We start from the raw sequence: 11262 nt of genomic DNA on the forward strand, positions 1-11262 counted from the left end.
CTGGGACGCCGAAGCCCGGGCCGTCGGGGCAGGGGACCACGCCACCCATGCTGTGACGATGCCCTTGCCGTCCGGGGCGGGGTGGGTGGTCTGTGTCCAGCCCGGCCTTCGCACACACCGGCGGTACCTGGGTAGACAGTTCACGCACCGAGCCAGGCTCCGTGGCCGCCCGGGTGTCCCGCTCGCGTGGGCGGCACCCGTTGCGGTGGTTGACTCGCTCGTCGCTGACCTGCCGTATTCGGCGTTGCAGACAACGTCGGCCTCGGCGGACATGAGCGCGTCGGCGAACGTCTTGACCATCGCGCGCAGCAGATCGGGACTCGCCGCGGCGAGGTTGACTTCCGCGAGGGCGTGCAGGGGCAGACTGTCTGGTGCGGTCATCGTGCTGATCTCCTTCGAGCTTCGACATCTCGAAGATCAGCCGGTGGCCGTTCCAATATCCGGGCACTCACTCCGACGCCGGGGCAAACGCCCGGATCACGTGGGGCCCCTACACCACTTCTCAGGACGTAACCAACTCGCGGCGCACTGGCAGTTCGCGGACAGCAGTCACTTCATCAGGGCCTTCAGGAAGCGGTACGGCCAAACGCCAGCCCAGTTCGCCCGCTCTTACAGTCAGCGACCATAACCGCTCGCGAATCGGCGCGCTCCGTCTTCGGGGCGGGCCGCGGAGCGGTGTGGTAGGTCGTCAGGCCCAGTCGGTGCAGGAGTGGAGTCGCCGCGTGCCTTCGAAGGTGGCGGCTTCGATGCCGATGCCGCTGACGCCGTCCACGGTGTCCTGCGCCGTTGTGTTGAACGTCCTGGTCGTGCCGTAGCCGTCATAGTTGGGGTGCCACGTCCAGTAGCGAATGGCGTCGAGTGCTTCGTATCTCCGGGTCAGAAGACGGATACGGACGTGGTGACCATCGGAAGCGGTGTCCTTCACCTGAAGAGTGACCGTCCACACCTGCCCCCTGGAACGAGGGTCGTTCAGCCCGTACTGCCCGCTGACCGCCGCATAGCCGGTTGCCCCGGTGGTGCTGCAGTCGAGTATGTACGACGCTGCCGAATGAGCCGTCGTGGGCAGGGTCATGACGAGGAGGAGAGCGCCCGCTCCCGCGGCCATCATCGACAGGTTCGCTCTCCAACCGGCCTTCGCCCGACACCATGAACGCATCGTGGAGTCACCTTTCTCGTGGGGTATCAGGAGCGTGTGCATGCCCCGGTGTTTCCGTTCGTGCTGGCCGGCGCCAGCCGTCCTCCCACTGTCGCGGACGTTCCCGATGATGTCTTTGACCGTCGGTGCTCAAGTAGTTGACATTCCGTACCCGAGGCAAAGTGCTCGCTCGCCCGCGCCGTCGGCCGTTCTGAGCGGCCGACGGCGCGTTCATCGGATCACCGGACCGGTAGGTCGGCGAGGGCCTTCTCCACCGCTGCAAGGACCGGCAACGGCGCCTTGTCCAGAGGCTCGCGCAGTTCCCGGCCCCACCACCAGCGCGTCGTACGGCGAAACGCCTCCGCGCGCCCCTCGTCGATGCCGCGGATCGCGTCCAGCACGGCCTGGTACGCCGCCGGGTCGTCGATGACGGTGTCCAGGCCGCTGCCGAGAGTCAGCGGGCTGCGCGGTGACGACGGCCGGGGGTGGTGCTCCACCCAGGTGTACGTGCCACTGCCCACCTCGTGACGCGCTCCGGAGGGCAACTCGACAACGGCCCGCGTGTTCGGAGGAACCCGGGCGTGGAAGGACACCTCGTCGCCGTCGCGCCGCCATCCCGCTTCCGCGCGTCCATACGGTGTCTCGTGCCACACCGAGGCGTCGTCCAGGTCGTCGAGCAGGGTGGGCGCGACGCGGATGGCCCGGTACGCGGGTTCCAGCGGGGAGAGCCCGGCGACGCCGCGGTGCAGTCAGTCGGCCACGGCACCCAGGGCGTAGTGGTTGAAGGACGTCATCTGGCCCGGGTTGATCGAGCCGTCTTCCAGCATGGAGTCCCAGCGTTCCCACACCGTGGTCGCGCCCATCGTGACGGGATACAGCCAAGACGGGCATTCCGTCCGGGTCAACAGGCGTGAGGCGGCGGCGGCATGGCCTGTCGCCGTCAGGGCTTCGCAGACGATCGGGGTCCCGACGAATCCGGTCGCGATGCGGTAGCCGGCGGCACGGACCAGGTCACGCAGGCGGTCGCCCATGGCTTGCAGCCGCTCGTCGTGGACGAGGCGGAAGACGATCGCCAGTGCGTACGCGGTGGGGGAGTCGGACATCATGCGGCCGTGCGGCGTGACGTAGGCGCCGCGGAAGGCCTCGGCGATTCGCTCCGCCAGGTCGGCGAAGTGACGGGCGTCGGCTTCCAGACCGAGGAGAGCGGCGGTTTGAGCGGTCAGCTGCGCCGAACGGTAGAAGTACGCGGTGGCCACGATGCCTGCGTCGGTCTTGGCGTCCCCGGGCCGCTCCGGCGGCGCGTCGGGGTCGAGCCAGTCGCCGAACTGCAGCCCTTCCTCCCACAGCAGAGCGCTGCCCGCCCGGTCCTGCACCACCTCCACCCAGGCCGCCATGGACGCGTAACAGTCCCTGAGCGTCTGGTGGTCCCCGAAACGCTCCCACAGCACGGCCGGTACGACGGTGATGGCGTCTCCCCATGCGGCAACCGGTTTGAGGAGTCCGGGTACTTGCGGGATCACCGCCGGCACGACCATCGGCACCACCCCGCCCGCGGCACGCTGTTCGAGCCTGACGTCCTCGAGCCAGGACCGAAGGAAGGCGTCACAGTCGTAGAGGAAGGCGGCGGTCGGGGCGAAGATCTGGATGTCGCCCGTCCAGCCGAGACGTTCGTCGCGCTGAGGGCAATCGGTCGGCAGGGAGAAGAAGTTGCCGCGCATGCCCCAGACGACGTTCTCGTGGAAGCGCTGCAGCAGGGGGTGGGAGGTGGCGAAGTCACCGGTCCGTGCCATGTCGGTGTGCATCACGGCCGCCGTCACGTCTTCGGGGGCGAACGGGCCCGGCCAGTTGTCGACTTCGACGTAGCGGAAACCGTGGAACGTCCACTTCGGTTCCCAGATCTCCTCCCCGCCGCCGCTGAGGACGTACCTGTCGGTCGCCGCGGCGTTGCGCAGTGGCCGTGTGCCGAGTTCTCCGTGTTCCAGGACTTCGGCGTGGCGCAGGGTTCCTTTGAAGAGAAAGGCGCGTCTGGGCCGGGTGTGGCTGTGAAGCGCGGGCGCTGCCCACTCGGTACCAGTCACCCACCCAGCCCAGAAGCAGGCCCTGGCCGGTCTGCTGTGACGGCCGGAGTGGGCCGCGGCCCCCGATGTGACTGGGGCGACCGCCGAGGACATTGCCGCGGCTCAGAGCGAAGTCGCCCGGGACATGGGCTGGTAGTTCAGCCGTGATGAGCGCGACCCGCTTCGGCCGGCCACCCTGTCGGCGGTGGCCGGCACGGAGTTCCCGCTGGAAGTCGTTGATCACCGACGAGCCCTAGCCTTGGGTTCCTACTAGCAGACCGTGATGACGACCCGCTGGTACCGGGTGATGGGGAACTCGCCGTCGTCGGTGACCTCGAGGATGACATGGATTGTGTCGCCGGCGCGCGCATCGCGCGGGATCCTCACCGAGGCGCTCAGGGAGTCCGCGCCGGCGACCGTCACGTCGCCGGCGTAGGTCCCCGCCTCGGCGTATTGCCACCATCGGCAGCGGAGTGCGTCACCGTCAGGGTCCGACGCTTGGGGCTGCTCGCGGCCGATGCGTTCGCCTCGGTGACGCGCAAGGACGGGCCAACCGCCAGGTCGCCGTCAGCGTGCATGCGGCCTCCGACAGCGCCTCCTGCCCGTTGGAATGGGAGTTGTTCCTGCCCGAGCCGACGTTGACGGCCTGGAGAAAGGCCCGGCTCGACCGCAGGCCGTCCCATCGGCGGGGTCGAGCGTCCGATCCGGACCGCCGCCTCGGCCGGGCAGGGGTGGTGGGCCGGCAACCCTTGCCCAGCAGGACTCACACGACATCAAGGTCGAGACAGACCTGACGGGGTCCTTATGAGGTACCGCTTCGTTCTTGGCGCGCCGGTACCGCGTCCAGCACCAGTTCCACAGTGGCGAGGAAGCTATCGCGGGTGAAACCGACGGGGTCGATGCGGCGACCATAGTGAGCCAGTGCGGGGAAGTCTGCCGGGTCGGCGCCCAGCGTGATCACTCGGAAGGATTCCAGTCTCCGCTTTTGCTCGGTCGGGCCGCAGGATTGGCCGGCCGCGTGCGCGGAGATCAGGGACACGGACAAGGTCACCAGCCGGTGGTACCACTCAGGGATGAGTTCCTCGGGCACCCCGGCGTCGCTGAGGGCCTGCAGGGTCTCCTCGATCACCAGCCGGCTGCCGGGACCGCTGCCCGGATAGTGGCTGGTGTCCTTCGCCAGCTGCGGCAGCGCGGCGTACGCATCCCATGAGCGCAGGGTCAGGTCGACGAGCCGCGAACGCCAGGTCCCCTGCCGCCGGTAGCCGTCCATGGCCTGGACCAGTACATGGTCCACGATCGCGAGCATCAGCTCGGTGCGGTTGCGGAAGTGGCGGTACAGGCTGGAGGAGTCGGTACCCAGCTCGGCAGCCAGTTTGCGCATGCTGAACACGTCGTCCCTCGCGGAACCGGAGAGCAGCTCCACTGCGGCATCCAGGATGCTCTGCTTGCTCCATCGCTGACGCATGGCGGCAGCCTAGTCGAGCGGAGTGAGCGCTCCGTCGATCAGGCAGTGAAAGCGGCATTGAACGCACTGTTGCGCGCGGTGCGTGCATGAGGTCCAATGAGCTCATGACAGAGCTGCATGAGCCCAATGCCCCGCAGCCACCCCCGACTTCAAGGATCGCGCGCTGATCCACGGCTTGCGGTCGCTGCCCGTAACGTGGTGACAAGGAAGGAACACAGTTGACCATTGACGAACAGTCGGCCACCGCAGTCCCGGCTGAGCACGACTTCCCTGACCATCGGCAGGTGGAGCAACGATTCGGCGATCTCGCGCCGGACGGGACCACGAGCACCCAGGCGCTGACCCGCCTTTTCGAGCACCCCCGGGTCGGCCTGCGCTTCCCGCGCTTCGACCGGCTCGTGGCCGAAGGCGGATTCGGGCCCTTCCGCATCCTGCTGGTCGGCCAGGGCGTCGAGCGGTGGACGTCGTTCGGCACCTTCGGCGCCACCATCCGTATCGGCACCGGAATCCGGGCGATCGGCCGGACCTCCTACACCTACGGTCAAGGCATGTTCGTCGACGGACACCTCGTCGCCACGGCCGACGCCACCATCGTGCTCGCCGACAAGTCCGGGCCGATCGCCTTGCCGGACGAGCTGCTTGCCGACATCGAGGAACTGCGACTGCCGGGAACAAGTGCGGCAGTCGAGACGAAACCCGATCCGCTCCGCCGCGAGCGGCAGTACTACCCGGCCGCTGCCACCGTCCACGCCCGCGTCGGGGACGTCGATCTCAACCGGCACGTCAACTACATCGCCCAGGTCGGCTGGTACGACGAGGCGATCGCGTCCCACACACACGACCTGCTGGGAGACGGCGCCGCCAAGACGCTCCCCCGATACCTCCCCTGGCGCTACCGCGTGACCTACCTCGACGAGGTCCGCTACCCCGGCACTTATGACATCGGGATCGCGGTCAGCGGGCACGACGGGCAGACCGTGCACTACGAACTGGGCCTGTTCGACGACAACCGTTGCCTGGGTACCGCAAACGCCTCTGCACCCCGCGGCAAGCTTCCCGCCACCGCCCTGACTTGACTCTATAGCTCCTATAGATCGTGAAGGACAGTCAACACCTCGCCGAAGACGACGGTGGCCGTCACGTACCGGACCGGTGCATGATCGCCAAGGTCCCGAGGATATGGCGTTTGCAGCCGACCTGCGGGACGATGGTGACGAGTCCGTCGGCCGACAGCAACCGGAGGGCTTCCATGGTGGCTGCTTGCCCGGTCGTCATCGCAACTGGCGTTCTAGCATGGCCGGCACAACCCCCTGTTGCGAAGTCGGTTCAGATGCCGCCGCGCAGTGAGCGGGACACGCCGAGAGCGGCGGTACGCACCGCCGGAGCCAGCCGTGCCGGGTGAAAGCTCGCTCGGGGGACCGCCACCGACAGCGCCGCCACGGCCTTGCCGCCGGCCCCGAACACCGGAGCCGCGATGCAGCTGACCCCTTCGGCGGCCTCCTGTTCCTCGTAGGCGAGACCTGACACCTGGGCCAGTTCGAGTGCCGTACGCAGTCTGTCCGGGTCGGTCACGGAGTGGCGGGTCAGTCGGGGCAACGGGCCGGCGAGTACCTCGTCGGCGAGCTCGGCCGGAGAGAAGGCCAGCAGCGCCTTGCCCACACCCGTGCAGGTCAGGGGCAAGGTGCCGCCGATGCGCGACGGGAGGGCGAGGGAGTCATGACCGTGGATCCGCTCGACGTAGACGACCTCGTGCCCTTCGCGTACGCCCAGATGCACGGTGGCGCGGGTCGCCTCGAACAAGTCCTGCAAGAAGGGAAGGGCGGCCTCGCGCAGGTCACGGCGGCGCGGCACCAGCGAGCCCAGCTCGAAGAGCTTGCCTCCCAGGTGGTAGCCGTCCTCGCCGCGTTCGACCAGGCCGAGGCCCAGCAGGGACCCCAGCAGGCGGGACGTGGTGCTCTTGGCGAGGCCTGCACGCTCCGCGAGTTCTGTAAGCCGGAACGGTCCGCCGGTCGGCCTGAAGCACTCCAGCAGAAGCACCGCTTTCTCCAACATGGTGCCGTTCGAACTGTTCCGTGACATGGAACAGACTTTTGCCACTCTCGCCGAGTGTCGTCTATCCAGGAATCGCTGCACCCGCACTCCCGGAGGTCGCCCGTGCCATCCCCATCACCCGACTCGCCATCCCCCGAGGCGCGCAAAACGGCCGACGCCCTCTGGGACGCCGAGCAGTCCCGCACGCCGTGTCCGCCGGTACGCGGCCGGCTGCCGGCCGCAGATGTCAACGCCGCCTACGCAGTGCAGCGCATCAACATCGAGCGCAAGCTCGCCCAGGGCCGACGCCTCGTCGGCCGCAAGATCGGTCTCACCTCACCGGCCGTTCAACGCCAACTCGGCGTGGACCAGCCCGACTTCGGGGCACTGCTGGCCGACATGGCGGTACCCGACGGCGGGACCGTGCCGCACGGCCGCCTGCTCCAGCCCAAGATCGAGGCCGAGGTCGCACTCGTTCTGGCCGCCGACCTGCCGCACGCCGAGACGACGGTCGCCGACGTGCTGCGCGCCGTGGACTTCGCACTCCCCGCCCTGGAGATCGTCGACAGCCGGATCGCCGACTGGAACATCAGCCTGGTCGACACGGTCGCCGACAACGCCTCCTCAGGCCTGTTCGTCCTCGGCGGCACACCCGTGCCGCTGACCTCGGTCGACCTCCGCGCCGTAGGCATGACCCTCACCCGCGACGGCGAAGAGGTCTCCCGGGGTACCGGTGCCGACTGTCTCGACGGCCCCCTGAACGCGGCCGTGTGGCTCGCGTCGACGCTCGCTGCGCGCCGGCGACATCGTGCTGACCGGCGCCCTCGGCCCCATGGCCGCCGCCCTCCCCGGCAGCCGCTTCGAAGCGACCATCTCCGGACTCGGCTCCGTACGCGTCGGCTTCGCACCCGTACCCGACGACCGGAAGGCCGCACAGCAGTGACCACCACCGCACCTTCGGCCCGCACCAAGGTGGCCGTCGTCGGCTCCGGCAACATCGGAACCGACCTCATGATCAAGATCCTTCGCCTGTCGGAAAGCCTGGACATCGCCGCCATGGTGGGCATCGATCCGGCGTCCGACGGTCTGGCCCGGGCCCGCCGCCTCAAGGTCGCGACGACCCACAACGGCATCGAGGGCCTGGTCGCCATGGACGAGTTCGCGGACGTGGAGATCGTCTTCGACGCCACCTCGGCCGGCGCCCACCGCCGCCACGACGAGGTCCTGCGCGAACACGGGAAGACGGTCGTCGACCTCACCCCCGCCGCGCTGGGGCCGTACGTCGTCCCACCCGTCAACGGCGACACCCACCTCACCGCCCCGAACGTCAACATGGTCACCTGCGGCGGCCAGGCCACCATTCCCGATCGTCGCCGCGGTCAATGCCGTGACGCCCGTCCACTACGGCGAGATCGTCACCTCCATCGCCTCCCGCTCGGCCGGCCCCGGCACCCGCGCCAACATCGACGAGTTCACCGAGACCACCTCCGCCGCCGTCGAGAAGGTCGGCGGCGCCGCCCGCGGCAAGGCGATCATCGTCCTCAACCCGGCCGAACCTCCGCTGATCATGCGGGACACCGTGCACTGCCTGGTCTCCGACTGCGCCACCGAGGCCGTCACGGCGTCGGTCGAGGAGATGGTCGGCCGGGTCCAGGCGTATGTGCCCGGTTACCGGCTCAAGCAGAAGGTGCAGTACGAGAAGGTGGTCGCCGACGATCCGCTGCGCACCCTCGCCCCCGGAACGGGCGACGCGCTCAAGGTCTCCGTCTTCCTGGAGGTCGAGGGCGCCGCCCACTACCTGCCCGCCTACGCCGGAAACCTCGACATCATGACCTCGGCCGCGCTGCGCACCGCGGAACGCATGGCCGCCCACCGTGCCACGGAGGTGGCCTCCCGATGACCCCTCTGTACATCCAGGACGTGACCCTGCGGGACGGCATGCACGCCGTCCGCCACCGCTACACCGTCGACCAGGCCCGCACCATCGCCGCAGCCCTCGACGCCGCCGGTGTGTCCGCGATCGAGATCGCCCACGGTGACGGGCTGGCCGGCTCCAGCATCAACTACGGCGTCGGCGCGCACACCGACTGGGAGTGGATCGAGGCGGTGGCGGGAGCCGTACACCAGGCGATCCCCACCACCCTCCTCCTGCCCGGCATCGGCACCGTCCACGACCTCAAGCAGGCCCACTCGCTCGGCATCCGCTCGGTCCGTGTCGCCACCCACTGCACCGAGGCCGACATCTCCGCCCAGCACATCGCCGCCGCCCGCGAACTGGGCATGGACGTCGCCGGGTTCCTGATGATGTCCCACATGGCCGAACCGGCCGAACTGGCCCGCCAGGCCAGGCTGATGGAGTCCTACGGCGCTACCTGCGTCTACGTCACCGACTCCGGCGGCCGGCTGACGATGGACGGGGTCCGCGACCGCTTCCGCGCCTATCGCGAAGTCCTGGACACGGCAACGGAGTTGGGTATCCACGCCCATCACAACCTCGCCCTCGGTGTCGCCAACACCGTGGTGGCCGTCGAGAACGGCGTCACCCGTGTCGACGCCTCTCTCGCCGGACAGGGCGCGGGCGCCGGCAACTGCCCCCTGGAGGCGTTCATCGCGGTCGCCGACCTCATGGGCTGGGACCACGGCTGCGACCTGTTCCCCCTCATGGACGCCGCCGACGACCTCGTACGAGCGCTCCAGGACCGCGAGGTCCGGGTCGACCGCGAGACCTGACCCTCGGCTACGCGGGCGTCTACTCCAGCTTCCTGCGCCACGCGGAACGGGCCTCCGAGCGCTACGGCATCGACACCCGCGCGATCCTCGTCGAGGTCGGACGCCGCAAGATGGTCGGAGGCCAGGAGGACATGATCACTGACATCGCCCTCGACCTCGTGGCTCAGGCCTCGCCGGCCTGACGCGCGAGTCCGGGCGCGTGCACACAGGCCCGCACCGCCAGAGTCGGAGGTACGGGCCCGGCCGGTGCTTCAACCGTTTGAAGCAATGGCGCGGCATCGCGATCCGCTACGACAAAACCGCCGAGTCCTACCAGGCCGCCGTCACCCTCGCCTCGCTACTGATGTGGGCGTGACTCTTCGGTGTCGGCTTTCAGAAGCCCGCCTCGGTGCCGCTATGCGTACGAGCCGACGCTGATCGAGTAACCGGCACCGGTGGTGAGGTCGGGGCGGCTTCCATGGCCCTCTTCCGCGAGAAGTTTGGCGGTGAGGAAGACGATCTGCAGGCTCTTGGTCTCCTTGACGAAGCTCAGGTCGTCGGGCGCAGCCTCGGGGTCTGGGCTCCATCCGTCCTGTTGCGCTGCTGTCCGGTAGTGTGCTGCCACTTCGGCCCGTGCGCCGGGAAAGGCGTATGTCCGCTCGGCGTACACCATGACGTCGCCGCTGTCGGACCAGCAGCCTGCGTCGACCTCCTCGAAGCCCCGGGCGACGGTGGCCTCGTTGGGCCTGGAGTCAAGGATGTTGAGCGCTGCCATCTCCTCGACCTCGGCGTCGGTCCCATCGCAGTCCCGGGCGAGATCCATCAGCGTGCAGCCGGTGACGCCGAGGTCACAAACACAGTCGCCAGGAGAAGGGATATAGGACGGATGCAAGCTGTACGTAAGGACAAAGTGGGCTCCAAGCCGTAGTCCGGGCAGCGGACAGGCCCCTGTCGGACGAAGAAGTCTACGAGTTGGCTCCGAAGAGCCACGGCCCGGTTCTACCAGAAGCCGCCACCCTCACATCGCCTCTGATGAGCGGGGCACTTTGACGACACTCCCCAGACGGCTTCCCCGAACTGGAGTCGTTCAAGGGCAGCCCCCTCATGCAGTCGAACCAGGCTGTCCTCGAACCGCCGAGCCGCGGACGGCCGCCCGCACTCGGTCGACTCCGAAGCGGCTCCGAAGTATCTGCCCGGGCTCGCCGCGGGCACGCGGACGAGCGGTATGGCGATGACCGAGCCCTCGGTGGGCAGCGACCTGAAGAACATCAGGCTCACCGCGAAGCGAGACGGTGATACGTGCGTCGTCGACGGCACAAAGGCGATGATCACCCAGGCCCGTCGCGCGGCGCCTCTCGTCGTCATGGTCCGCACCGACCCACCAGTGGAGTATCTACGGATCTGCCGGGAGTGGCTGGAGGACGGCTGGGAGCGCGACCTGGTCTTCCGGTCCCCGGCCGACGCGACGGCCTGAGTTCGAGTAGTCCGCCCGCCATGGGAGTTGTCAGCCGCCACGACCGCCCACGCCCGCCGCGCTGTGCCTGCTCGGTCGGCTTCCCCGGCCGAGGTCCAGCAGGCCCGCTGACGGCAGACCTTGGGCCGCCCCAGCGAGCCCGCGGCGGCCTGGGCTACGAAAAGAGGGAGCAGAGAAGTGTCACCTGGTGACCACCAGGTGACCGCTGCCCGCCGGGAGCTTTGTGCGGATCCCAGGTGACGATGTGAGAGCGAGCAACCCGCCGCCGACACACCTCGCGAAACCCCCGCACCGCGCCGGAAGGACATCCCAATCGTGTTGTCAAGCCGCAGCCGTGACGGTAGGTGAAGCGTGATAGCACGCTCCGTCACGGATCATGGCCCACAGGACG

The 11262-nt window shown here is 68.6% G+C and carries 10 protein-coding genes and 6 pseudogenes; 7 read left to right on the forward strand and 9 right to left on the reverse strand.

The genetic code is table 11. The features are described 5' to 3' along the window. Positions 1-160: 160 nt before the first annotated feature. A pseudogene (locus ACIRFL_RS39260) lies at positions 161-381 on the reverse strand (transposase); the annotation flags it as partial. Between the two features lie 100 nt (positions 382-481). On the opposite strand from ACIRFL_RS39260, the gene ACIRFL_RS39265 reads away from it, so the two are divergent. Further along, positions 482-628 carry an AraC family transcriptional regulator gene (locus ACIRFL_RS39265; protein ID WP_404039082.1) on the forward strand — a complete coding sequence of 49 codons (147 nt, stop codon included), beginning with the start codon at positions 482-484 and terminating at the stop codon, positions 626-628. Between the two features lie 60 nt (positions 629-688). On the opposite strand, the gene ACIRFL_RS39270 is transcribed toward ACIRFL_RS39265, so the two are convergent. The 5 genes and pseudogenes from ACIRFL_RS39270 to ACIRFL_RS39290 form a co-directional block, all read right to left on the reverse strand. Next, entirely contained in the window at positions 689-1072 is a 384-nt protein-coding gene (locus ACIRFL_RS39270; protein ID WP_404039056.1) for a hypothetical protein, read from the reverse strand. A gap of 302 nt (positions 1073-1374) precedes the next feature. Further along, positions 1375-1656, reverse strand: coding sequence for a hypothetical protein (locus ACIRFL_RS39275; RefSeq protein WP_404039059.1), 282 nt, complete (start codon positions 1654-1656; stop codon positions 1375-1377). Further along, positions 1657-1884 (reverse strand): annotated as a pseudogene (locus tag ACIRFL_RS39280) (alpha-L-rhamnosidase C-terminal domain-containing protein); the annotation flags it as partial. Beyond that, entirely contained in the window at positions 1885-3213 is a 1329-nt protein-coding gene (locus ACIRFL_RS39285) for a family 78 glycoside hydrolase catalytic domain (RefSeq protein WP_404039062.1), read from the reverse strand. It abuts the pseudogene before it with no gap. A gap of 249 nt (positions 3214-3462) precedes the next feature. Further along, positions 3463-3711, reverse strand: a complete 249-nt coding sequence (locus ACIRFL_RS39290; RefSeq protein ID WP_404039085.1) for a hypothetical protein — start codon at positions 3709-3711, stop codon at positions 3463-3465. On the opposite strand from ACIRFL_RS39290, the pseudogene ACIRFL_RS39295 reads away from it, so the two are divergent. Continuing rightward, a pseudogene (locus ACIRFL_RS39295) lies at positions 3693-3986 on the forward strand (transposase); the annotation flags it as partial. The gene ACIRFL_RS39290 and the pseudogene ACIRFL_RS39295 sit on opposite strands and share 19 nt — an antisense overlap. A gap of 8 nt (positions 3987-3994) precedes the next feature. Here the strand turns inward: ACIRFL_RS39295 and ACIRFL_RS39300 are convergent. Beyond that, a complete protein-coding gene (locus ACIRFL_RS39300; protein WP_404039065.1) occupies positions 3995-4657 on the reverse strand; it encodes a TetR/AcrR family transcriptional regulator in 663 nt (220 codons plus the stop codon). A gap of 218 nt (positions 4658-4875) precedes the next feature. On the opposite strand from ACIRFL_RS39300, the gene ACIRFL_RS39305 reads away from it, so the two are divergent. After that, entirely contained in the window at positions 4876-5733 is an 858-nt protein-coding gene (locus tag ACIRFL_RS39305; RefSeq protein WP_404039068.1) for a hypothetical protein, read from the forward strand. A gap of 250 nt (positions 5734-5983) precedes the next feature. Here ACIRFL_RS39305 and ACIRFL_RS39310 read toward each other — a convergent pair whose 3' ends face one another. Continuing rightward, positions 5984-6709, reverse strand: coding sequence for an IclR family transcriptional regulator (locus ACIRFL_RS39310; RefSeq protein ID WP_404039087.1), 726 nt, complete (start codon positions 6707-6709; stop codon positions 5984-5986). A 102-nt stretch (positions 6710-6811) separates the two neighbouring features. Here ACIRFL_RS39310 and ACIRFL_RS39315 point away from each other — a divergent pair. The 3 pseudogenes from ACIRFL_RS39315 to dmpG all read left to right on the forward strand — a co-directional run bounded on the left by ACIRFL_RS39315 (position 6812) and on the right by dmpG (position 9600). After that, a pseudogene (locus ACIRFL_RS39315) lies at positions 6812-7631 on the forward strand (2-keto-4-pentenoate hydratase). Positions 7632-7699: 68 nt separating this feature from the next. Beyond that, positions 7700-8588, forward strand: a pseudogene (locus ACIRFL_RS39320) (acetaldehyde dehydrogenase (acetylating)). Continuing rightward, positions 8585-9600: pseudogene (gene dmpG, locus ACIRFL_RS39325) on the forward strand (4-hydroxy-2-oxovalerate aldolase). Before ACIRFL_RS39320 ends, dmpG begins: the two co-directional pseudogenes overlap by 4 nt. Before the next feature lie 212 nt (positions 9601-9812). Here dmpG and ACIRFL_RS39330 read toward each other — a convergent pair. After that, positions 9813-10220 carry a hypothetical protein gene (locus ACIRFL_RS39330; RefSeq protein ID WP_404039070.1) on the reverse strand — a complete coding sequence of 136 codons (408 nt, stop codon included), beginning with the start codon at positions 10218-10220 and terminating at the stop codon, positions 9813-9815. Positions 10221-10628: 408 nt separating this feature from the next. On the opposite strand from ACIRFL_RS39330, the gene ACIRFL_RS39335 reads away from it, so the two are divergent. Further along, a complete protein-coding gene (locus ACIRFL_RS39335) occupies positions 10629-10871 on the forward strand; it encodes an acyl-CoA dehydrogenase family protein (protein ID WP_404039073.1) in 243 nt (80 codons plus the stop codon). Positions 10872-11262 lie beyond the last annotated feature (391 nt).

It is taken from the genome of Streptomyces sp. NPDC102462, assembly GCF_044765425.1.
In the GTDB taxonomy this organism is placed as follows: domain Bacteria; phylum Actinomycetota; class Actinomycetes; order Streptomycetales; family Streptomycetaceae; genus Streptomyces.

Bases quoted from the DNA above. Each gene is read 5' to 3' on its own strand.
- ACIRFL_RS39270 (WP_404039056.1), bottom strand. From the start codon at position 1,072: ATGACCCTGCCCACGACGGCTCATTCGGCAGCGTCGTACATACTCGAC.
- ACIRFL_RS39300 (WP_404039065.1), bottom strand. From the start codon at position 4,657: ATGCGTCAGCGATGGAGCAAGCAGAGCATCCTGGATGCCGCAGTGGAG.
- ACIRFL_RS39310 (WP_404039087.1), bottom strand. From the start codon at position 6,709: ATGTTGGAGAAAGCGGTGCTTCTGCTGGAGTGCTTCAGGCCGACCGGC.
- ACIRFL_RS39330 (WP_404039070.1), bottom strand. From the start codon at position 10,220: ATGGATCTCGCCCGGGACTGCGATGGGACCGACGCCGAGGTCGAGGAG.
- ACIRFL_RS39335 (WP_404039073.1), top strand. From the start codon at position 10,629: ATGACCGAGCCCTCGGTGGGCAGCGACCTGAAGAACATCAGGCTCACC.